We start from the raw sequence: 20546 nt of genomic DNA, 5'->3' as shown, positions 1-20546 counted from the left end.
CGCTCTGATAAAACGGAATGAGGGTGTTATGTTGGCTGCACATATTGGGAAATTTGCCATGACGCTGGGGGCGCTGCTGGTCAGCGGCCAGCTGTTTGCCCACTCGCACGGTCACGCGATGAGCGAAGCGGAACAGAAGGCGGCGAATGGCGTCTTTGAGGACAACGATGTTAAGGACAGAAAACTGTCCGACTGGGACGGCACCTGGCAGTCCGTCTATCCCTTCCTGCTGGACGGCTCGCTGGATCCGGTCTTCAGGAAGAAAGCGCAGCAGGATAAAAGCAAAACCTTTGATGAGGTGAAAGCCTACTACCGCACGGGGTATGCAACCGATGTGGATGCCATCGGCATCGAGAATAACGTGATGGAATTCCATAAAGGCAAAACGGTCAGCAGCTGTCGTTATGACTACAGCGGCTACAAAATTTTGACCTACGCGTCCGGCAAAAAGGGCGTTCGCTATCTTTTTGAGTGTCAGGACGCCAGCAGCAAGGCGCCGAAGTTTGTGCAGTTCAGCGACCACACCATCGCGCCGAAGGCCTCTTCACACTTTCATATTTTCATGGGCAACACTTCCCACGAGGCGCTGCTCAAGGAGATGGATAACTGGCCGACCTATTATCCGAACGAGATGTACAAACAGCAGGTGGTGGAGGAGATGTTGCACCACTAGGCCGTTGATGTTGCTTTTGCCGGGTGGCGGCTTTGCCTTACCCGGCCTATATTCGCTATGCCGCTTTGGGTGACTCGCACCATGCCTTGACGCTCATCCCGCGCAAAATCATCAGCCACGCCACAATAATCGCGGCCATCATTATCACAAACAACGACCAGTGCGGCAGGTTAGTCAGGATAATACCGGTGATCATCGGGTTGGCCGCCGCGCCGAGCCAGCCAAGCGCCTGGGCGGAGAAGTAGCTGGCTTTCATCCCAGGCGGGGCGATATTGTCGATCAGCATGTATTCACCCGGCGCATAGATAATTTCACCCAGCGTAAAGATGGCGGCAGCAATGCCCCAGTAAATCAGGTTTTCCCCGGAGAGCATAAAGCCAGCCAGACCCACGATAAAAAACAGCGTGGCGGCGGTCATCAACGGACGGATATTGCTGGCTGAGATCTTACGACCGAGTGCGTACTGCAGCGTCACCACCACGGCGGCGTTGACGGGCAGCACCACCGCGACCACCTTTTCGGCGAAATCACTGTCCGCATGTGCGGCCAGAACATACTGCGAAATGCAGCTCGCGAACGATCCGCCGACGTATGACGCGAGCAGGCCGGAGAGCGTGTACCAGAACAGCGCGCGATCTTTCAGCAGGACCGACGGTTGCCACGCCGTCTGCTCTTCGGCGGTGTCTAACGCCACGCTTTTTTGCACAAAGAAATGGATAAACCCCAGCGGCAGCGCGGCGCAGAAAGCGGCCAGCCAGAACGGCAGCTGCAGGCTGTACATGACCAGCAGGGTGCCAATGGGCGGCCCAATCGTCCAGCCAATATTCAGGAAACTGTAGTTCAGTGAAAAAACGCGGGCTTTTTCACTGGAGGTCAGCACGTCTGAGAACCAGGCTTTCAACACTGTCGAAAAGACCGAATAGGCGCAGTTGATCAGCGCAAAGAACAGCACCACCAGCGTGACGTTATTCACCAGCGGGATCGCCACAAAGCCGGCGATAAACGCCACGATGGCGATCAGCATGTAGCGTTTTTTATCAAACTTATCGGCCAGAATGCCGAACCCCAGGCTGAATACTACGCCAATGGTCAGCGCCACGGTCAGGGCGTAACCAATATTCTCGACGCTCATGCTATAGACGCGCGTGAGATAAATGGTCATAAACGGCAGCGTTGCCCCACGACCAATGGTTAATAACAATGACGATGCCAGCAGCGCTGCGGTTGAGCGCCGGAGAGATGGTTTCATATTCCTGCCCGACAAATGCTTATGCTTTTTATGTTGTGTCCTGAAAGGAGTATCACGACATAAGGGCCTTGTATAGCACCCAATTTATCCGTAAGTGCTTCGCCTGACTGCCAGAATTAATGATCTTCTCGTGGCACGCTTTTTTCTGTTACTTTGAACTGTTAACAAATTATTAATAATTCAGGGGCAGGGTATGACGCGTAAAGACGGACTGCTGGCGTTGCTGGTGGTCATCGTGTGGGGACTCAATTTTGTGGTCATCAAGCTGGGCTTGCACAACATGCCGCCGCTGATGCTGGCCGGTTTGCGTTTTATGCTGGTGGCGTTCCCGGCTCTGCTGTTTGTCGCCCGTCCCAGGATCCCCTTTAAACTGCTGCTGGGCTACGGCCTGACCATCAGTTTTGGCCAGTTTGCGTTTCTGTTCTGCGCCATTAAATTTGGTATGCCCGCCGGGCTTGCTTCGCTGGTGTTACAGGCGCAGGCGTTCTTTACCATCATTCTGGGGGCGTTTGTGTTTGGCGAGCGTCTGCAGGGTAAACAGCTGGCGGGTATTACGCTGGCGGTGTTTGGCGTGCTGGTGCTGATTGAGTCCAGCCTGAATGGTCAGCACGTGGCGCTGCTCGGCTTTATGCTGACGCTGGCCGCGGGCCTGAGCTGGGCCTGCGGGAATATTTTCAACAAACTGATCATGCAGCACGAGGCGCGTCCGCAGGTGATGTCTCTGGTCGTGTGGAGCGCACTGATCCCGGTGGTACCGTTTATGGTCGCGTCCCTGATATTCGACGGCCCGGCAGTGATGCTGACGAGCCTGGTTGAAATCGACCTCACCACCATTTTGTCGCTGGTCTATCTGGCGTTTGTCGCCACGATTATCGGGTACGGTATCTGGGGATCGCTGCTCGGGCGATACGAAACCTGGCGCGTGGCGCCGTTGTCGCTGCTGGTGCCGGTCGTTGGGCTGGCCAGTGCCGCTATTTTACTGGACGAAAAGCTGAGCGCACTGCAGCTGCTTGGCGCGGTGCTGATCATGGCCGGGCTGTACATCAACGTGTTTGGCCTGCGCGTGCGCCGGACGGCGCGGGTGCGGGGATAAGAAAGAAAAAAGCCCCGCATCGGCGGGGCAAAAACGAATCAGAGGCGGTGCTGATTATAGTAAGGCACGCCTAATTCGTCGGATTTGTCGCTACCAGCACCCATATGGTTGAAATCATAAGGCGACTGGTCATGTGCTGACGGCAAAATCATCGTATCAGGATTATTTTGCTGCGTTGCACGAGGGGTTTGCTCCGCGAAGGTCTGGCTGGAGAAGAGCACCAGCAAGGCGAGGGCGGCGGAGGCGGTAACGTTCATGATTTCCTCGGTTACGTCTGTTACAGGCGATGATTAACTACAGTGTTTTAACGGATACAGGTATCGGGATTCACCGGGCACGCTGGTGATGCGGTACTTATGAGGCGGCACGTCAAAATAGTTCTTGAACGTACGCGTCAGAGTTTGTTGCGATTCAAATCCATAACGCTCCGCCAGATAAAGGATCGGCTCATTGCTTTCTTTCAGCTTCTGGGCAATTTCCGTCAGCTTGCGGCTGCGAATGTATTGACCTAATGAATGGCCGGTCTCTTTTTTGAACATCCGTTGCAGGTGCCATTTGGAGTAACCTGAACGCTCTGACACTTTTTCAAGGGAGAGCGGCGATTCCAGGTTGTCCTCGATCCAGTCCAAAATGCTATGAATGGTGATAGCGTCAGTATTGCGTCTGGACATCGTCATACCTCTTTTTTTCTGATTACGGCAGAATTTTCTTGAGCAGAAGCTCAAGCGTTGCCACTTCATCTGCCGTTAGGTTTTTTGTTAGTTCCTGATGCAGTGTTTGTCCTACTAATTGATGACATTGCTCGCACATGGCCGCGCCATCGCTGGTCAGCTTTACCAGTACGCCGCGTTTGTCATTCGGGTTAGGGCTTCGTTCTACCCATCCTTTGCAGACGAGACGATCGAGCATGCGGGTGAGCGCACCCAGATCGACAGAGAGCACCTTTTTCAGCTCAACCGGTGTGATACACACTTCGCAGCGAATGGAACACAGCACTTTGAACTGTGTCGCGGTGATATCCAGCGGTGACAGATAGTCGTTGAGCAGGCGATCTTTCTTCTGATTTACCATATGAATAAGACGACCCAGCGGAACAACGTCGTTAAAGATATCACTGGTGCTTTTCACAATGGTTGCCCTGGCAAGTAGTTAGTCACGGCAGATATTATTGCTCAGGCAAGTATAAGTCAACTGAATGAATCAGCCGATGCCACGAATTGCTAAAACGTTTCATGAACTTTTTTTGTGGTCTTTCAAATCAGATAGATAACTGAGGATTATCATTTCAGGCAGGAAATAATCGTCACGCTGCAACGATGGCTGAATGTCATCTTTTCACCCTATAATTGCGGTGTTAACTATGGATAAGGACAACAACACACTATGCTGGATTTACTTAAAGCAATCAGCCTTGGGCTGGTGGTCTTGCTGCCGTTGGCAAACCCGTTAACGACGGTGGCGCTTTTCCTCGGACTGGCAGGGAACATGAACAGCGCCGAGCGCAATCATCAGTCGTTGATGGCCTCCGTGTATGTTTTCGCCATCATGATGGTGGCGTATTACGCCGGTCAGGTGGTGATGAACACCTTCGGGATTTCTATTCCCGGCCTGCGTATTGCCGGGGGGCTGATTGTCGCCTTTATCGGTTTCCGCATGCTGTTCCCGGCGCAAAAAGCCCATGAGTCACCGGAAGCGGCCAGCAAATCTGAAGAGCTGGAAACCGAACCGAGTGCGAATATCGCCTTCGTGCCGATTGCCATGCCGAGCACGGCGGGGCCGGGGACCATCGCGATGATTATCAGCTCCGCGTCGACGGTGCGTGACAGTTCAACCTTCCCGGACTGGGTGCTGACGGTAGCGCCACCGCTGATTTTTGCGATTATTGGGGCGATCGTGTGGATCTCTCTGCGCAGCTCCGGCGCGATTATGCGCTGGGTAGGCAAGGGCGGTATCGAGGCGATTTCCCGTCTGATGGGCTTCCTGCTGGTCTGTATGGGCGTGCAGTTTATTATTAACGGCGTGCTGGAGATTATTAAGACCTATCATTGATGTCTTGCCCGGCGGCGCTTCGCTTGCACGGGCCTACGGGTTTTGTAGGCCGGGTAAGGCGAAGCCGCCACCCGGCAAGAAGGTTCACCCGTGCTGCCCCTGTTCTTCCAGCGCCACCGGCCACTTACGGAAAATCAGCACCGACCAGACAAGCGCCACCAGGGCCGGAATGGCACCCAGATAGCCAATCGCCGACATCGACACGTGCAGGATGACCTGATTTCCCACCAGTGCACCCGCGCCAATCCCCAAATTGAAGATCCCCGAAAACAGCGACATGGCGACATCCGTCGCGTCCGGCGCCAGAGCCAGCACCTTCACCTGCATGCCCAGACCAATAATCATGATCGCCACGCCCCAGAACAGGCTGAGGATAGCCAACTGGATCTCACTGCCCGCGGCGGGCATCAGCAACAGCAGGCAGGCCAGCAGCAGGCCGATGGCGCTGCTCACCAGTGTGGAGGCATGTCGGTTACCCAGCTTACCGAACAGCACGCTGCCGATAATGCCCGCGCCGCCGAGGATCAACAGTAAAACAGTGGCAAAGTTGGCACTAAAGCCCGCCACCACCTGCACAAAGGGCTCGATGTAGCTGTAAGCCGTGTAGTGGGCGGTGACCACAATGACGGTAAGCAGATAAATACTCAGCAGTGCCGGACGACGCATCAGCAGCGGCAGGCTTTTCAGCGAGCCGGAATGTTCGCTGGGTAGCGCGGGCAGCAGTTTTATCAGGCATACCAGCGTTATCAGCGCACCCATGCCGATGGCGAAGAAGGTGGTACGCCAGCCGAAGTACTGCCCGACGATGCGGCCAATCGGCAGGCCGAGCACCATCGCCAGCGCGGTACCGGTGGCTATCAGGCTCAGCGCCTGAGCACGTTTACCCGCCGGCGCCAGGCGAATTGCCAGCGACGCGGTGATCGACCAGAACACCGCATGGGCAAAGGCGATGCCGATGCGACTGATGACCAGTACCGTAAAATTCCACGCCATAAACGACAGCACATGGCTGGCAATGAACAGCACGAACAGGCCGATCAGCAGCCTGCGCCGCTCGATCTGGCTGGTCAGCAGCATAAACGGCAAGGACATCAGCGCCACCACCCAGGCGTAGATGGTCAACATAATGCCCACCTGCGCGGTTTCCATCTGGAAACTTTCAGCGATGTCAGACAGCAGCCCAACAGGCACGAATTCGGTGGTGTTAAAAATAAACGCGGCAATGGCCAGCGTGACCACGCGTAGCCACGCAACCCTGCGGGAAACTGTGTTCGTTGTCATAGGGATGTCGGAGATTCGTTGCTGAAAAGAAGAGGAGACGATCTTAAAACGTCAAAAGGCGAAAACTCAACCATTATGTGATGCAGATCTCAATATTTACCTTATGAAAGCGGTAGCCGCAAGCGTGCTTTTCATTGAATATAAAAGAACAACACAATAAAAACAGGCGGTAAGACAATGCAGGAGATTGATTTTTATCTGGTCGATGCGTTCAGCGAGACCTCGTTTGGCGGCAACCCGGCCGCCGTTTGCCCGCTCAGGGAATGGTTGCCCGATGAAACCTTGCTGAAAATGGCGCAGCAGCACAATCAGTCTGAAACGGCCTTTTTTGTCTGCAGCAAAGGGGGCATTGAGCTGCGCTGGTTTACCACGCTTACCGAAGTCAATCTCTGCGGCCACGCTACGCTTGCGGCGGCGCACGTTCTGTTTACCGAGCTGGACTACCCTGATTCACGGATCCACTTCGATACCGCCTCCGGTCGCCTGACGGTCAGCCGGGAGGGCGACTGGCTGACGCTGGACTTCCCGGCATGCCCAACCCATGAAGAGACACCGCCGCCGGAGATGCTCTCGGCGCTGGGTATTACGCACTATGTTGAAGCCCGTAAAGGACGAGCCTGGCTTATCGTGCTGGACAATCGCCAGCAGGTCGAAGCGCTCATGCCAGACTTTTCGGCGATGACGCCAGGTGAGCATAAGGTGAGCGTGACGGCGCGCGGGGAAGGGGAATATGATTTTGTCAGCCGCTTTTTCTCCCCGGGCGTCTCCGTCCCGGAAGACCCGGTCACCGGCTCCGCCCACACCATGCTGATCCCTTACTGGAGCGAAAAGCTGGGTAAAACCAGGCTGTTTGCCCGTCAGGTATCAGCCCGGGGCGGTGATGTGCGCTGTGAGCTGAAAGGCTCCCGCGTGCTGATGAGTGGTCAGGCCACGCTTTATCTGAAAGGCACAGTTTTTCTGCGCTAAATAGCCATAACAAGAGAGGAAGAGACAATGCAGGAAATTGATTTTTATCTGGTGGATGCCTTCAGCGATAAAACCTTTGGCGGTAACGCCGCAGCGGTATGTCCTCTGGAAGAGTGGCTTCCGGACGAGACGCTGCTCAAAATGGCGCAGCAGCACAACCAGTCTGAGACCGCCTTTTTCGTGCGCACCGACGGCGGGTTTGAGCTGCGATGGTTCACCACGCTGGATGAAATTAACCTGTGCGGACACGCAACGCTTGCCGCCTCACACGTTATTTTCGAATACCTGGATTATCCGCATACCGAAATCACCTTCAGCACGCGCTTTGTCGGCGAGCTGACCGTCAAGCGCAGCGGCGACTGGCTGACGCTGAACTTCCCGGCGTGGTCGACTGAGGTTGTGGAGAACCCACCTGCGGCGCTGTTTAGCGCGCTGGGCATTACAGCGGCGAAAGAGGTGCGCGTCGGACGCGATTACATGGTGGTGCTGGAGAGCCAGCAGCAGGTAGAAGCGTTAACACCGGATATTGGCGCGCTGCTTCCGCTGGATAAAATGGTTTGCGTGACGGCACCGGGAGACCAGTATGACTTTGTCAGCCGCTTCTTCTGTCCGGGGGAAGGGGTGCCGGAAGATCCGGTGACCGGATCCGCCCACAGCATGCTGATCCCGTACTGGAGCGAAAAGCTGGGCAAAACCACACTCAACGCCCGCCAGGTGTCGTACCGTGGCGGAGATCTGCGCTGCGAAATGAAGGGCGACCGGGTGTTGATTGGCGGTCAGGCGACCCTGTATCTGAAAGGACGTATCTTTTTACGCTAACAGCGTGACGCGATAAGTAAATACTATGAAGCCCCCTGGCAGGCCTGCGCTATGTTGAAAGGCTATATTGCAAGAACAATAGCAAGGAGCCTGCCATGTATTCCATTACCTCTGAATCTGCGCATCACCCGGATATTCTCACACTGATTGCGGCGCTTGACCGCTATCAGAGCGAACTCTATCCCGCCGAAAGTAACCATCTGCTCGACCTGTCTGTGCTTGCGGAAGACTCGCTTATCCTGATGATCATCCGCGACCCGCAGCTGAAGGCCGTCGGCTGCGGGGCCATCGTGCTCAACGGTGACGGCACGGGAGAGATGAAGCGGGTCTATATCGATCCGGCTCATCGCGGCCAACATCTCGGCGAAACGCTGCTGGCCGCCCTGGAAGATGAGGCTCTGAGCCGTCATTGCCATACGGTACGGCTGGAGACGGGCATCAAACAGCACGCCGCGGTGCGTCTTTATGAACAGTGCGGATACGAAATGCGCCCGGCGTTTGCCCCGTACGTTGACGATCCGCTCAGCCTGTTTATGGAGAAGGCGCTGGTTGCAGACGTTCGTTTAGCAGCGCTATAAAGGCTTCCAGCTGGCGGGTCATCGCCCCGCGTCGCCACACCAGCCAGGTGGTGAGCCAGCGCCAGTTCTCCGCCAGCGGCCAGGCCTCAATCTGATGATGCCCTGGCATACTCTCCAGCATCGAGCGCGGCATCAGCGCGATGCCCGCACCGGCAATCACGCAGGCGAGCATCCCGTGATAGGACTCCATCTCGTGAATACGGCCAGGGGTGGCTCTGTCCGCATGAAACCAGCTCTCCAGATGCCGACGGTACGAGCAGTTTGCGCGAAAGGCGTAAACATCGCTGCCGCTGACCTGCGCGGCGCGTGAGACTTCCGCCTGTCCGGCCGGCGTGACCAGCATCATCTCTTCCCGGTAGACCGGCATGCCCTCCAGCTCCGGGTGCGACAGGGGCCCGTCAACAAAGGCGGCGCTTAAGGTTCCCTCCAGCACGCCATCAATCATGGTTCCGGATGGCCCGGTAGAGAGGGCAAACTGGATACGCGGGTAGCGCTGGTTAAACTGCGCCAGCGTCTCCGGAATGCGCACCGCGGCAGTACTCTCCAGCGCGCCGAGGGCAAATAGCCCCTGCGGCTCATCACCCGCCACGACCATCCGCGCTTCATCTACCAGCGCCAGGATCTGCTTGCTGTAGCGCAGGAAGTTGTGACCGGCGGGGGATAACCGTAAACGCTGGTTCTCACGAATAAACAGCTCAACGCCGAGGTCGGCCTCCAGCTGACGGATGCGGGTGGTGAGATTAGACGGCACGCGATGCACCTTCTGCGCCGCCTGGGTGATACTGCCCGTCAGCGCGACGGCGTTAAACATTTCAAGCTGGGTTAAGTCCATGGCATTCTCGTTTCGTGAATAAGGTGGTTAGTATTATTCATTTTTAAGAAATAGCAGAGTGAGCCACAATCAATCAACCGAAATACGTGGAGAACACCATGACTTATTCATCTGCAACACATGCCTTCTCTGTTAACCCGGCCAACGGGGAAACCCTCGCCGCGTATCCGTGGGCGACGCCGGAAGAGGTTGACCATGCCATTTCTCAGTCAGACGCGGCATATCGCCAGTGGCGTCGTGAAAGCGTTGCCCTCCGGGCGCAGAAGTTGCGCGATCTCGGTGCCGCGCTGCGAAACCGCGCGGAAGAGATGGCGCAGACGATTTCCCGTGAGATGGGCAAACCCATCCTGCAGGCGCGGGCGGAAGTCACAAAATCCGCTGCGCTGTGCGACTGGTATGCCGAACATGGCCCTGCGATGCTGCGCGCGGAACCCACGCTGGTGGAAAATGATAATGCGGTTATCGAATATCGTCCTCTGGGGCCGATCCTCGCGGTGATGCCGTGGAACTTCCCCCTCTGGCAGGTGCTGCGCGGTGCTGTGCCGATCCTGCTGGCAGGAAACAGTTATCTGCTCAAACACGCGCCAAACGTGCTCGGCTCGGCCAGACTGATTGCGCAGATAGCGGCCGAGGCCGGTATTCCGGAAGGCGTTTTTGGCTGGGTGAATGCCACCAATGAGGGCGTCAGTCAGGCGATTAACGACAGTCGTATTGCTGCGGTGACCGTCACTGGCAGCGTGCGTGCCGGTGCAGCGATTGGCGCCCAGGCCGGGGCTGCGCTGAAAAAATGCGTGCTTGAACTGGGCGGCTCTGACCCGTTCATCGTCCTCAACGATGCCGACCTCGATCTTGCCGTAAAGGCGGCGGTAGCGGGGCGCTACCAGAATACCGGACAGGTGTGCGCGGCGGCAAAACGCTTCATTGTGGAAGAGGGTATTGCGGATGCCTTTACCCAACGCTTTGTCGATGCGGTTGCTGCGCTGAAGCTGGGCGCTCCGGACCAGGAAGAGAACTACCTGGGCCCGATGGCTCGTTATGACCTGCGGGACGAACTGCATCAACAGGTGCAGGCTACGCTGGCCGAAGGGGCAACGTTGCTGCTGGGCGGAGAGAAAATCAGCGGTGAGGGTAATTACTACGCCCCGACCGTACTCGGCAATGTGACGCCTGAGATGACGGCTTTCCGTCAGGAGCTGTTTGGTCCGGTCGCGGCCATTACGGTTGCGAAAGACGCGGAGCATGCCCTGCTGCTTGCCAACGACAGCGACTTTGGTCTGTCTGCCACCGTCTTTACTGCCAGTGATGCGCAGGCTGAGAGATTCTCCCGCGAACTGGAGTGCGGCGGCGTGTTTATCAATGGCTTCAGCGCCAGCGATGCGCGCGTGGCTTTCGGTGGCGTGAAGAAAAGTGGCTTTGGCCGCGAGCTCTCCCACTTTGGGCTGCACGAGTTCTGCAACGTACAGACGGTGTGGAAGGATCGCGTGTAATTTTTCGGCCCTCATCACGAGGGCCGTTGTCATTTCACTGCAATGGTTCTGTCATTTTCATCTCGTAGACTCGCTCGCGTCTAACGTATTGTTAATGAAGAAAATTATGAACCTAACGCAAATTTTTCGCCGTATTGCGCAGCGTCTCATCCCCCGTCAGTTTGGTCTGCTGACGGGTATCTTTTGCATCATCGGCCTTTTCTCCGCGCTGCAGCTCTCCTCGTCATTTCTGCTTAACGCCTCCCTGAACGAAGCCCAGCGCAACGAGCAGCGCAATCTGCTGGCCTGGCAGCAGCAAAGCAAGCTGGATTTGGCCCGCGTCTCACTGCTCGCAGCAAGCGATCTGCTTAACCGCTCCGGAGTCTGGTTTATGCAGGATAAAGAGACCGGCTCCGACGGTAGCTGGCACAGCCTGATGGATGAGGCGCAAAAGGCACTGACGGTGTCTCAGCAGGCGTGGAAAGCCTGGCTGGCGCTGAATCCGCCGAAAGACGACGCCCTGGTGAACAGCTATCAGCTCTTCTACGGCGCGATCCAGGAGCAGGCTGACGGTCTGCTTAAAACCAACACCATCGATGCCTTTTTTGCGGTACCGGCTCAGGCTTTTCAGAGTGACTTTAATGACAACTATGCCCGGTATCAGCAGGCAAGCGAGAGGCAGGCCGTACAGGGCCGACAGACCTTAATGGCGCAGCTCTCCGGGCTGCAAACGTTGTTCCTGTTTGCACCGGTACTGTTACTGGCCATCGCCGTTGCCGTCTGGTTTGGCATGGCCAGATGGGTTATTACGCCGCTGCGCCGGCTTATTGCACATATCAACCAGCTGGCGGCGGGGGACCTCTGTGGCACGCCGCCGGATGTCAGGTGCTTTAACCGGGAAGTCGGGCAGCTGAGCGACAGCATTGCCACGATGCAGCACGGTCTGCAGCAGCTGGTGACGCAGGTCAGCCATGCCACGGCCACCATGGTGGAGAATATTGACGCCCTGGCGCAGGGTAACCAGAAGCTGTATCAGCAGTCGGCACGTCAGGCGAAAGAGCTTGAGGATGTTACGGCGCATATCGCGGCGCTGGAAACCCATGTAGAAGGCAATACCGGCTATGCCCGGCTTGCCAGCTCGCGGGCGGATGAGGCGCGTCAGGCGGCGGAGGGCGGTGACCAGATGATGTCGACGGTGAATGCGTCTATGCAGGCGATCGTCGACCGATCCTCCGAGATGCGCGGGATCGTGGCGATGATCGACAGCGTGGCGTTTCAGACGAACATCCTGGCACTGAACGCCGCCATCGAGGCTGCCCATGCCGGAAACCAGGGGCGCGGTTTTGCCGTCGTCGCACGGGAGGTTGGGCTGCTGGCCAGAAAGAGCAGCCACTCGACGCAGACCATCCAGGAACTGATCAACCGCTCTTTGCGGGGTATTGAAGACGGTTCCCGCGCCGTTAACCTGATGGAAGAGAATCTGCAGCAGGTCACCGGTCTGGTGGGGAATTTAAGCAGTTTGCTGAATGAGATCTCCACCGCCACGCTCAGCCAGGGCGAAAGTATTCATCAGATGACGCGTCAGCTTCAGGCGCTGAATCACGTCTCCCGTCAGACAGATATTCTGGTCTCTGACGCCTCGGAGGCCTCGGAACGTCTGCAAAAGCAATCCGACCTTTTATTGCAGGCCGTTTCGCGTTTTCGTCTTAGCGCCTGACGCAATACATAAGCCTCTGTTATACTCGCAGCCCGTTTTAGCCTGAGGGCAAGGAGCAAAGAGTGGCTGCGGTCATCCATAATGAGATGCTGGACGAGATTCTGGCGCAGGTTCGTCCGTTATTGGGAAAGGGGAAGGTTGCCGACTATATTCCGGCCCTTGCCTCGGTCAGCGGGAATAAGCTGGGCATTGCTATCTGTACCATTGACGGACAGCGATACCAGGCCGGAGATGCGACTGAACGTTTTTCCATTCAGTCCATTTCTAAGGTGCTGAGTCTGGTGGCGGCGATGCGCCAGTATGAGGAAGACGAGATCTGGCAGCGCGTGGGCAAAGACCCCTCCGGCCAGCCGTTTAACTCACTGCTTCAGCTCGAACTTGAACAGGGCAAACCGCGCAACCCCTTTATCAACGCCGGGGCGCTGGTGGTCTGCGATATGCTGCAAAGCCGCCTCAGCGCACCGCGCCAGCGCATGCTTGAGATTGTTCGTCAGCTTTCAGGCGTTGAAGACATTGCCTACGATACGGTGGTGGCGCGCTCGGAGTTTGAGCACTCTGCCCGTAACGCGGCCATCGCGTGGCTGATGAAATCCTTCGGTAATTTTCATAACGATGTGGCCACCGTACTGCAAAACTACTTCCATTACTGCGCCCTGAAGATGAGCTGTGTTGAACTGGCTCAGACGTTCCTGTTCCTGGCGCACCAGGGGCACGCACCGCATCTGGATCAGGAGGTGGTCTCGCCCCTTCAGGCGCGTCAGGTTAACGCCCTGATGGCAACCAGCGGGATGTATCAAAACGCCGGGGAATTTGCCTGGCGTGTCGGCCTTCCGGCGAAATCGGGCGTTGGCGGCGGAGTCGTCGCGATTGTACCGCATGAAATGGCGATTGCGGTCTGGAGCCCGGAGCTGGATGAAACGGGGAATTCCCTTGCGGGTGTGGCGGTGCTGGAGAAGCTGACCCAGCGGCTGGGACGTTCCGTTTACTGATGTCTGACCTGGATCCTCTCTTTTCCCGCCTGGCGCGATCGACATTTCGCTCGCGCTTTCGCTTAGGCGAGAAGGAACGCCGCTACTGCTGGGACAAAGGCCCCGAGACCATTGACCAGCATGCCGCTGATTTTGTCGAAAAGCGGCTTGCGTCTGCACACCCCGCAAACGACGGCAAACAGACGCCCATGCGCGGTCATCCGGTGTTTATCGCCCAGCATGCCACGGCCACCTGCTGTCGGGGCTGTCTGGCTAAGTGGCACAACATTCCGTCGGGTGTTCCGCTGACGGCGCAACAGCAGCAATACATCGTCAGCGTGATCCACCACTGGCTGGTGCGCCAGATGAACGCCCAGATTTGACGAGTTATGATCCCGTTGTAATTGTGTTATAGATGCATCCTAAGTGAGCCCCGATCATGCTGACGACCGCAATAATTGCCATGCGTTATCATAGGGAATGATATTTAATGCGTTCTGCTCTTACCGCTTTCAGGCTGTTCCAGGTTGACACGCCGCTGCGAAATGCATCGACGATCTTTCTTCTCACCACCTTGTTCTATTTTGTGGGGGCGGAATTACGGCTGGTTGAGGCTTTGTCGCTGTTCTGGCCGCTGAATGGCGTCATGGCGGGGATCTTCGCCCGTTATGTGTACCTCAATCGCCTGCATTACTATGCGGTATGCTATGTCGCCATGCTGCTGTATGACGCGGTGACCACCAACTGGGGCATGGCCTCGGTGGTGATCAGCCTGTCAAATATGATCTTTATTGTCGTGGTTGCCGTGCTGATTCAGCGCGACAAGCGGTTAATGAAGAAAACCCCCGATCCGCTTAACGCGTTACGCCTGTTTAACTACTGCCTGGTTGCCGCGCTGCTTTGTGCGTTGCTCGGCGCGGTGGGGTCGGTCGGGATCGACAGTCATACCTTCTGGCCGCTGTTTGCCGACTGGTTCAGCGAGCAGTTTTCAACCGGCGTGCTGGTGGTGCCGTGTATGCTGACGGTAGGCATGCCCGTGCGTGAGTTCAGGTTCCGTCTGGAGCAGATTCTGCCGGTTATAGCGCTGATGATCTCGGTGGCCGCCTCGGTGGTGATTGGCGGGGCGGGAAGTCTCGCCTTTCCGCTGCCTGCGCTTATCTGGTGTGCGGTCCGTTACCCGTTGCCCGTGACCTGCCTGCTAACCTTTATCACCGGCGCCACGGAAATCATTCTGGTCGCCAGTTCGGTGATCAATATTGCCGTGGCGACGCCATTTATCACCCCCATGATGTTCTCGGCCCGGCTGGGTATTGCCACGATGGCGATTTGTCCGGTGATGGTTTCCGTGAGCATGGCGGCCATTAATTCCCTGATCCGCCAGGTTTCACTGCGGGCGGATTATGACTTCTTAACCCATGTCTATTCGCGTTCCGGGCTGTATGAAGCGTTAAAACACGAAGAGACGCACCGCCATTCACGTTTTCTGACCGTGATGCTGCTGGATATTGATTACTTCAAAAGCATTAACGATAACTACGGCCACGAGTGTGGGGATCGCGTGCTGGCGTCGTTTGCCCGCCAGGTTCAGCAGGTGGTTGGCGAAGACGGGATGGTCGCGCGTATGGGGGGAGAAGAGTTCGCGGTGGTGGTTAACTCCGGCGACGCACAACACGGCTATGCGCTGGCGGAACGGATCCGCGCTACCGTGGCCAGTCACCCTTTTACATGGCGGCAGCAAACGCTCTCTCTGACGGTCAGTATTGGCCTCGGAAGCGGAAAGGCTGAGGCATGGCAATTGACCGAGGTCTTCAACACGTTGATGGCCGAAGCGGACGACTATCTCTATCGTTCAAAAAAAGCGGGTCGAAATCGTACCAGCGCCCGGGTGGCGGACGCGCAAATGGCCACCCCCGGGCATGAAACAGAGCTGCGTTAATCGTCATAAGGCATTGACGTGAATAGTAAGCGGCTTAAGAACACTGACAATGTCACTGTTTAAGCTACGCTTTGAGTAACGCTTTACGTCAGGAGACATTATGAAAGCACCTGCAACCCCTGAAAATGAAACAGACAGACTGAACTCCCTGCGTGAATCGGGTCTGCTGGAGATCGACAGTTCCCCGGCGTTTGACCGGCTCACTCGCCTGGCGAAGCGCTTTTTCCAGGTGCCGCTGGCGATGGTCAATCTCATTGATGAGCATTCGCTCATCGTGAAGTCGGCCGACGGGCAGGCACCCGACACCGTTCCGCGTAATATCTCGTTTTGTGGCCATACGATCCTGACTGAGGCCCCGCTTGTGGTGGGGGATATGCTCCAGGACGATCGTTTTGCGGATAATCCGCTGGTGGCCGGTGAACCACGCGTGCGTTTTTACGCGGGCTTCCCGCTGCGCTTGCGTGATGGCGCAAGTGTCGGCTCGTTGTGTCTGATTGATTACGCGCCTCGTGAGTTCTCCGCGGCCGATCTTGCCGTGCTGGGAGACCTGGGCGCACTGGCGGAAGATGAATTTGCCGCAATCAGCGCGGCGACCACGGATGAGTTAACCGGATTATTCAACCGTCGGGGCTTTAATCAGCTGGTAAGGTTTACCCTTTCCGTTGCAAGACGCCGGGCAGAGCCGTTGACGCTCGGCTGGCTGGATTTGGATCACTTTAAGGAGATTAACGATCGTTACGGCCACGAAGAAGGGGACAAGGCGCTGAAAACCATGGCGCAGCTGATGCGTGCCTCTTTCCGTGAGGCGGATCTGCTGGTGCGTTTTGGTGGGGACGAGTTTGCGGTGCTGTTCGCGGATACTGACGAGCAAGGCGCCTGGATTGCCATGCAGTATCTTGTTGAGCAGGTGGAAAACTATAACGCCCGCAAATTACACCCCTGGTCGCTGCAGTTCTCCTGGGGGCTGAGCGAGTTCGATCATAATGGCAATGACCTCCAGCAGTGGCTGAAGGACGCTGATGAAAAGATGTATGCCATGAAACAGCAGCGCCAGCGCTCGCGGTGACATCACAAAAACCTATGTTCGATCCGTTTGCGTTAAAAAGTTGTTAAATGCAAAGTGGGGTATTCAACGTAAGGAACAACAATGAATACCTCACTGCAAATCAAAACCCTCTCCCGGGAAGCGATCCTCCTCCACCTTGATGCGCTGGCAGAGATCCTCGAAAACTGCGTCAACGGCGGAGCATCCGTCAGTTTTATGCTCCCTTTTAGCCTTGATAAGGCCCGCGCTTTCTGGCGCGGCATAGCAGAAAGCGCAGGGCGCAACGAGCGTCTCGTGCTTGCCTGTATCGACCCGCAGGACGGGGTCATTGGTACCGTTCAGCTCATCACCGACCAGCCTGAAAACCAGCCGCATCGTGGCGATGTGGCGAAGCTGCTGGTACATGAAAAAGCACGCCGCAAAGGGGCCGCGATGGCGCTTATGGAAGCGCTGGAAGTGGAGGCCAGGGCCAGAGACATATCGGTGCTGGTGCTTGATACCTCCACCGGCAGTGGGGCCGAAACGTTCTATCAGCGTGCCGGCTGGCAAAAGGTTGGCGAGATCCCGCGTTATGCGCTGATGCCGGACGGCGCCATGACCGCCACCTCCGTGTTCTATAAGTTCTTATAATAATTTTGCACAACCGCACCGCGGATTGATCAAAACAGGGTTTCTGGTTGTTAAGTTTTGATAAGTTATCGTACCAATCTTATCGGGCTGTATGACTAATTATAAAAGGAACCCAAGGTGAACACTCTCAACCGTCGTGATTTTCCCGGTGCTCTCTATCCAGAACGTATTATTCAGTTTGGTGAGGGCAATTTCCTGCGCGCCTTCATTGACTGGCAACTCGACCTGCTTAACGAACATACCGACCTCAACGCCGGCGTGGTCATTGTTCGCCCGATTCAGAGCGATTTCCCGCCGTCATTGAATACGCAGGATGGGTTGTACACAACAATCATTCGTGGTCTGAATGAGCAGGGTGAGGCGGTGAGTGACGCCCGTCTTATCCGCTCCGTTAACCGGGAAATCAACGTCTATGACGACTATGACGCGTTCCTGAAACTGGCCCACAATCCCGATATGCGGTTTGTATTTTCAAACACCACCGAAGCCGGTATCAGCTACCACGCGGGCGACAACTTTGACGATGCTCCGGCGGTGAGTTATCCGGCGAAGCTGACGCGGCTGCTGTTTGAGCGCTTCAGCCACTTCCACGGTGCGCCGGACAAAGGCTGGGTCATCATTCCGTGTGAGCTGATTGACTACAACGGGGAGGCGTTGCGCGAACTCGTCTTGCGCTATGCGCGGGAGTGGGCACTGCCTTCCGGCTTTATTCAGTGGCTTAACGACGCCAACAGCTTCTGCTCAACGTTAGTTGACCGCATCGTGACCGGTTACCCGCGCGATGAAGCGGCCGAGCTGGAAGCGGAACTGGGTTATCACGATGGTTTCCTGGACACGGCTGAACATTTCTATCTGTTTGTGATCCAGGGCCCGGCATCCCTTGCCCGCGAGCTTCGTCTGGATAAGTACCCGTTGAACGTGCTGATTGTCGACGACATCAAGCCCTATAAAGCGCGCAAGGTTGCCATTCTGAACGGGGCGCACACGGCGCTGGTCCCGGTCGCCTTCCTGGCCGGGCTGGATACGGTAGGCGAGGCGATGAACGATGCTGAGGTGTGCGCGTTTGTCGAAAAAGCGATTTATCAGGAAATCATCCCGGTGCTTGATCTGCCGCGTGACGAGCTGGAGTCTTTCGCCAGTGCGGTAACCGGGCGTTTTCGTAATCCTTACATCAGGCACCAGCTGCTCTCTATCGCGCTTAACGGCATGACTAAATACCGCACCCGCATCCTGCCGCAACTGCTGGCAGGGCAGAAGGCAACGGGGCAATTACCGGCACGCCTGACCTTTGCCTTAGCGGCGCTGATCGCGTTTTACCGCGCGGAGCGTAACGGGGAGGGCTATCCGGTACAGGATGATGCCGCATGGCTGGCGCGTTTCCAGCAGCTTTGGGCGCAGCACCGCGATCGGCAGCTGAGTACCCGTGCGCTGGTGCAGTCGGTGCTGAGCGTACACGAACACTGGGAACAGGACCTGACACAGGTAAGCGGGCTTGTCGACCAGGTGACGCTGGATCTGGATGCCATTCTGCTGAAGGGTATGCGCGCCGCCGTTAAACCGCTTTGCTAATGCATTCACCCGGCTTCGGCCGGGTTTAAATACGACCTTTTTAGTTACAACATACTATTTACCATGTTTTTAAAAAATCACATGCAGCACCGTGCGGTTTTCGCTAATCAGGAGAGAAAATGCAATGTCCCGTTAACAAGCTTGCAACGGTGACGGGGATCACGTTTAATAGCCTCGCTCTTTTCTTTCCTGAAACTCACTATGATCGTTCGTCCTAAACAGCACTGGCTACAACTGATTTTTGTCTGGCACGGTTCGGTACTTCCCAAGATCTATACCCGATTGCTGCTCAACTTCCTGCTCTCTATCGCCGTTATCCTGATGCTGCCGTGGTATACCTCGCTGGGTATTAAATTTACCGTGGCGCCATTCAGCATTCTCGGCGTGGCGATCGCTATCTTTCTGGGTTTCAGAAACAACGCCTGTTATTCCCGCTACGTCGAAGCCCGGCTGCTCTGGGGTCAGCTGATGATAGCGGCACGCTCGCTGTTTCGCGAGGTAAAAAACACCTTGCCTGACGATAAGCACCTGGGCGAATTCGTTCGACTGCAGATTGCTTTTGCCAACTGTCTGCGCATGACCCTGCGCCGGGAACTGAACGCTGAGCAACTCTCACGCTATCTCGCTGCGGATGATTTACGTAACGTCATGGACGCCAACTCACCGGCAAACCGTATTTTGCTGATCATGGGGGAGTGGCTGGCCGTGCGGCGACGTAACGGGCAACTCTCAGACATTCTGTTTCACAGCCTGAATAACCGACTCAACGACATGTCCATCGTCCTTTCCGGCTGCGAGCGGATTGCGACAACGCCTGTGCCGTTTGCCTATACGCTGATTCTGCACCGCACGGTGTATCTGTTCTGCATTATGCTGCCGTTCGCGCTGGTTGTGGACCTGCACTACATGACGCCCTTCGTCTCGGCCCTGATTTCCTACACCTTTATCTCGCTGGATACCCTGGCGGAAGAGCTGGAAGATCCGTTTGGCACCGAAGATAACGACCTGCCGCTGGACGCCATCTGCAACATGATGGAGCGCGATCTGCTGCAGATGAACGATGAAGAGAATATTCCGGAAAGGCTGATGCCGGATAAGCACTATCAATTGACCTGACGGGCGTTCCACTCGTCACGGGTGATCTCCCACAGTTCAGAATCCAGCACGCCGCTGACGTACGCTTTCTGTTCCGTTTTGATAAGCCGCATGCCGCTACTGTCTGAAATACGACGGGAACGGCTGTTGGCGGCGGCCTTCGGCGCGCGTAAGACGGGTTTGTTCAGCGTGTTGAACCAGTAGTCCGTCGCCGCAATGCTGGCCTCGCGCATATATCCCTGTCCCTGAAATTCCGGTGCCAGCCAGAATCCGCGGTTGTTATCCTCAATATCGTACAGACAGATAATACCCATCAGCGCATCCGGCACCTCGCGACGTCTTATGCTCCAGAACCAGGCAATCCCTTTTGCCATATCCGGCAGCGCCACGTTGTTAACATAATTTTCCGCGCCGTCATCCGGGTAGGGCCAGGGCACGGAAGAGACCATATAGCGGACGATCTCCCAGCGTGGATAGAGCTTTTGTATCTGGACCGCATCTTCGGCAACCAGCGGCTTTAGCAGCAAGCGTTCTGTCATGAGGGTTGGTATCGTCATCCGCCTATCTCCATATTTAAGCG

Annotated in this window: 22 protein-coding genes; 15 read left to right on the top strand and 7 right to left on the bottom strand. The window is 56.3% G+C overall.

The window, feature by feature from the left end; all coding sequences use genetic code 11:
- The first annotated feature begins 31 nt into the window (after nt 1–31).
- Nucleotides 32–673: a metal-binding protein ZinT gene (gene zinT / locus GM298_RS01895; RefSeq protein WP_025756414.1), complete on the top strand. Its 642-nt coding sequence runs from the start codon at nt 32–34 to the stop codon at nt 671–673.
- Between the two features lie 55 nt (nt 674–728).
- Here zinT and ydeE read toward each other — a convergent pair whose 3' ends face one another.
- A complete protein-coding gene (ydeE, locus tag GM298_RS01890) occupies nt 729–1922 on the bottom strand; it encodes an efflux MFS transporter YdeE (RefSeq protein WP_045284378.1) in 1194 nt (397 codons plus the stop codon).
- Between the two features lie 193 nt (nt 1923–2115).
- Between ydeE and eamA the strand changes: the two genes are divergently transcribed.
- Nucleotides 2116–3015, top strand: a complete 900-nt coding sequence (eamA, locus tag GM298_RS01885) for an O-acetylserine/cysteine exporter (protein ID WP_045284379.1) — start codon at nt 2116–2118, stop codon at nt 3013–3015.
- 38 nt (nt 3016–3053) lie between these two features.
- Here eamA and marB read toward each other — a convergent pair whose 3' ends face one another.
- The 3 genes from marB to marR are packed head-to-tail and all read right to left on the bottom strand — an operon-like array spanning nt 3054 to nt 4143.
- A complete protein-coding gene (gene marB / locus GM298_RS01880; protein ID WP_025756417.1) occupies nt 3054–3272 on the bottom strand; it encodes a multiple antibiotic resistance protein MarB in 219 nt (72 codons plus the stop codon).
- Between the two features lie 33 nt (nt 3273–3305).
- Complete coding sequence (marA, locus tag GM298_RS01875) at nt 3306–3686, bottom strand: MDR efflux pump AcrAB transcriptional activator MarA (RefSeq protein ID WP_008502237.1); 381 nt, start codon at nt 3684–3686, stop codon at nt 3306–3308.
- 22 nt (nt 3687–3708) lie between these two features.
- Nucleotides 3709–4143: a multiple antibiotic resistance transcriptional regulator MarR gene (gene marR, locus GM298_RS01870; protein WP_025756418.1), complete on the bottom strand. Its 435-nt coding sequence runs from the start codon at nt 4141–4143 to the stop codon at nt 3709–3711.
- 255 nt (nt 4144–4398) lie between these two features.
- Here marR and GM298_RS01865 point away from each other — a divergent pair, with 255 nt between their 5' ends.
- On the top strand, nt 4399–5064 hold the full coding sequence (locus tag GM298_RS01865) for a MarC family NAAT transporter (RefSeq protein ID WP_025756419.1): 666 nt from the start codon (nt 4399–4401) through the stop codon (nt 5062–5064).
- A gap of 84 nt (nt 5065–5148) precedes the next feature.
- Here GM298_RS01865 and GM298_RS01860 read toward each other — a convergent pair whose 3' ends face one another.
- Nucleotides 5149–6345: a sugar transporter gene (locus GM298_RS01860; protein WP_059386556.1), complete on the bottom strand. Its 1197-nt coding sequence runs from the start codon at nt 6343–6345 to the stop codon at nt 5149–5151.
- 177 nt (nt 6346–6522) lie between these two features.
- Here GM298_RS01860 and GM298_RS01855 point away from each other — a divergent pair, with 177 nt between their 5' ends.
- From GM298_RS01855 to GM298_RS01845, 3 genes are all read left to right on the top strand, one after another.
- Entirely contained in the window at nt 6523–7311 is a 789-nt protein-coding gene (locus GM298_RS01855; RefSeq protein ID WP_266153462.1) for a PhzF family phenazine biosynthesis protein, read from the top strand.
- A 27-nt stretch (nt 7312–7338) separates the two neighbouring features.
- Nucleotides 7339–8130: a PhzF family phenazine biosynthesis protein gene (locus GM298_RS01850; protein WP_266153461.1), complete on the top strand. Its 792-nt coding sequence runs from the start codon at nt 7339–7341 to the stop codon at nt 8128–8130.
- Nucleotides 8131–8225: 95 nt separating this feature from the next.
- The gene (locus tag GM298_RS01845) at nt 8226–8708 is read left to right on the top strand and encodes a GNAT family N-acetyltransferase (RefSeq protein WP_025756423.1); all 483 of its coding nucleotides are present in this window, start codon (nt 8226–8228) and stop codon (nt 8706–8708) included.
- Here GM298_RS01845 and ptrR read toward each other — a convergent pair.
- Complete coding sequence (gene ptrR, locus GM298_RS01840) at nt 8662–9540, bottom strand: putrescine utilization regulator PtrR (protein ID WP_025756424.1); 879 nt, start codon at nt 9538–9540, stop codon at nt 8662–8664. The two genes, GM298_RS01845 and ptrR, sit on opposite strands and share 47 nt — an antisense overlap.
- Before the next feature lie 98 nt (nt 9541–9638).
- On the opposite strand from ptrR, the gene sad reads away from it, so the two are divergent.
- The 9 genes from sad (at nt 9639) to GM298_RS01795 (ending at nt 19987) form a co-directional block, all read left to right on the top strand.
- Nucleotides 9639–11027: a succinate-semialdehyde dehydrogenase gene (sad, locus tag GM298_RS01835; RefSeq protein ID WP_126800702.1), complete on the top strand. Its 1389-nt coding sequence runs from the start codon at nt 9639–9641 to the stop codon at nt 11025–11027.
- 106 nt (nt 11028–11133) lie between these two features.
- Complete coding sequence (locus tag GM298_RS01830) at nt 11134–12723, top strand: methyl-accepting chemotaxis protein (protein WP_266153460.1); 1590 nt, start codon at nt 11134–11136, stop codon at nt 12721–12723.
- Between the two features lie 62 nt (nt 12724–12785).
- Complete coding sequence (gene glsB, locus GM298_RS01825) at nt 12786–13712, top strand: glutaminase B (protein ID WP_045284388.1); 927 nt, start codon at nt 12786–12788, stop codon at nt 13710–13712.
- On the top strand, nt 13712–14074 hold the full coding sequence (locus tag GM298_RS01820; protein WP_045284389.1) for a DUF4186 domain-containing protein: 363 nt from the start codon (nt 13712–13714) through the stop codon (nt 14072–14074). Before glsB ends, GM298_RS01820 begins: the two co-directional genes overlap by 1 nt.
- 107 nt (nt 14075–14181) lie before the next feature.
- Entirely contained in the window at nt 14182–15627 is a 1446-nt protein-coding gene (locus tag GM298_RS01815) for a GGDEF domain-containing protein (RefSeq protein ID WP_266153453.1), read from the top strand.
- A 100-nt stretch (nt 15628–15727) separates the two neighbouring features.
- Nucleotides 15728–16693 carry a sensor domain-containing diguanylate cyclase gene (locus tag GM298_RS01810; RefSeq protein WP_025756429.1) on the top strand — a complete coding sequence of 322 codons (966 nt, stop codon included), beginning with the start codon at nt 15728–15730 and terminating at the stop codon, nt 16691–16693.
- Nucleotides 16694–16774: 81 nt separating this feature from the next.
- Entirely contained in the window at nt 16775–17302 is a 528-nt protein-coding gene (locus GM298_RS01805; protein WP_126800706.1) for a GNAT family N-acetyltransferase, read from the top strand.
- A gap of 117 nt (nt 17303–17419) precedes the next feature.
- Nucleotides 17420–18871: a tagaturonate reductase gene (locus tag GM298_RS01800; RefSeq protein ID WP_266153452.1), complete on the top strand. Its 1452-nt coding sequence runs from the start codon at nt 17420–17422 to the stop codon at nt 18869–18871.
- A gap of 201 nt (nt 18872–19072) precedes the next feature.
- Nucleotides 19073–19987 carry a bestrophin family protein gene (locus GM298_RS01795; RefSeq protein WP_025756432.1) on the top strand — a complete coding sequence of 305 codons (915 nt, stop codon included), beginning with the start codon at nt 19073–19075 and terminating at the stop codon, nt 19985–19987.
- Here the strand turns inward: GM298_RS01795 and GM298_RS01790 are convergent.
- The gene (locus GM298_RS01790) at nt 19975–20523 is read right to left on the bottom strand and encodes a GNAT family N-acetyltransferase (RefSeq protein ID WP_025756433.1); all 549 of its coding nucleotides are present in this window, start codon (nt 20521–20523) and stop codon (nt 19975–19977) included. The genes GM298_RS01795 and GM298_RS01790 overlap by 13 nt on opposite strands.
- Nucleotides 20524–20546: the final 23 nt, after the last annotated feature.

The sequence above is a fragment of the Enterobacter sp. HSTU-ASh6 genome, from assembly GCF_026319105.1.
Classification (GTDB): domain Bacteria; phylum Pseudomonadota; class Gammaproteobacteria; order Enterobacterales; family Enterobacteriaceae; genus Enterobacter; species Enterobacter sichuanensis.
This window is presented reverse-complemented; position numbering and strand designations above follow the sequence as displayed.

Bases quoted from the DNA above. Each gene is read 5' to 3' on its own strand.
- GM298_RS01865 (WP_025756419.1), top strand. From the start codon at position 4,399: ATGCTGGATTTACTTAAAGCAATCAGCCTTGGGCTGGTGGTCTTGCTG.
- GM298_RS01850 (WP_266153461.1), top strand. From the start codon at position 7,339: ATGCAGGAAATTGATTTTTATCTGGTGGATGCCTTCAGCGATAAAACC.
- ptrR (WP_025756424.1), bottom strand. From the start codon at position 9,540: ATGGACTTAACCCAGCTTGAAATGTTTAACGCCGTCGCGCTGACGGGC.
- GM298_RS01795 (WP_025756432.1), top strand. From the start codon at position 19,073: ATGATCGTTCGTCCTAAACAGCACTGGCTACAACTGATTTTTGTCTGG.
- GM298_RS01810 (WP_025756429.1), top strand. From the start codon at position 15,728: ATGAAAGCACCTGCAACCCCTGAAAATGAAACAGACAGACTGAACTCC.
- GM298_RS01860 (WP_059386556.1), bottom strand. From the start codon at position 6,345: ATGACAACGAACACAGTTTCCCGCAGGGTTGCGTGGCTACGCGTGGTC.
- GM298_RS01845 (WP_025756423.1), top strand. From the start codon at position 8,226: ATGTATTCCATTACCTCTGAATCTGCGCATCACCCGGATATTCTCACA.
- GM298_RS01855 (WP_266153462.1), top strand. From the start codon at position 6,523: ATGCAGGAGATTGATTTTTATCTGGTCGATGCGTTCAGCGAGACCTCG.
- sad (WP_126800702.1), top strand. From the start codon at position 9,639: ATGACTTATTCATCTGCAACACATGCCTTCTCTGTTAACCCGGCCAAC.
- GM298_RS01820 (WP_045284389.1), top strand. From the start codon at position 13,712: ATGTCTGACCTGGATCCTCTCTTTTCCCGCCTGGCGCGATCGACATTT.
- GM298_RS01830 (WP_266153460.1), top strand. From the start codon at position 11,134: ATGAACCTAACGCAAATTTTTCGCCGTATTGCGCAGCGTCTCATCCCC.
- marA (WP_008502237.1), bottom strand. From the start codon at position 3,686: ATGTCCAGACGCAATACTGACGCTATCACCATTCATAGCATTTTGGAC.
- marB (WP_025756417.1), bottom strand. From the start codon at position 3,272: ATGAACGTTACCGCCTCCGCCGCCCTCGCCTTGCTGGTGCTCTTCTCC.
- ydeE (WP_045284378.1), bottom strand. From the start codon at position 1,922: ATGAAACCATCTCTCCGGCGCTCAACCGCAGCGCTGCTGGCATCGTCA.
- GM298_RS01790 (WP_025756433.1), bottom strand. From the start codon at position 20,523: ATGACGATACCAACCCTCATGACAGAACGCTTGCTGCTAAAGCCGCTG.
- eamA (WP_045284379.1), top strand. From the start codon at position 2,116: ATGACGCGTAAAGACGGACTGCTGGCGTTGCTGGTGGTCATCGTGTGG.
- GM298_RS01805 (WP_126800706.1), top strand. From the start codon at position 16,775: ATGAATACCTCACTGCAAATCAAAACCCTCTCCCGGGAAGCGATCCTC.
- GM298_RS01815 (WP_266153453.1), top strand. From the start codon at position 14,182: ATGCGTTCTGCTCTTACCGCTTTCAGGCTGTTCCAGGTTGACACGCCG.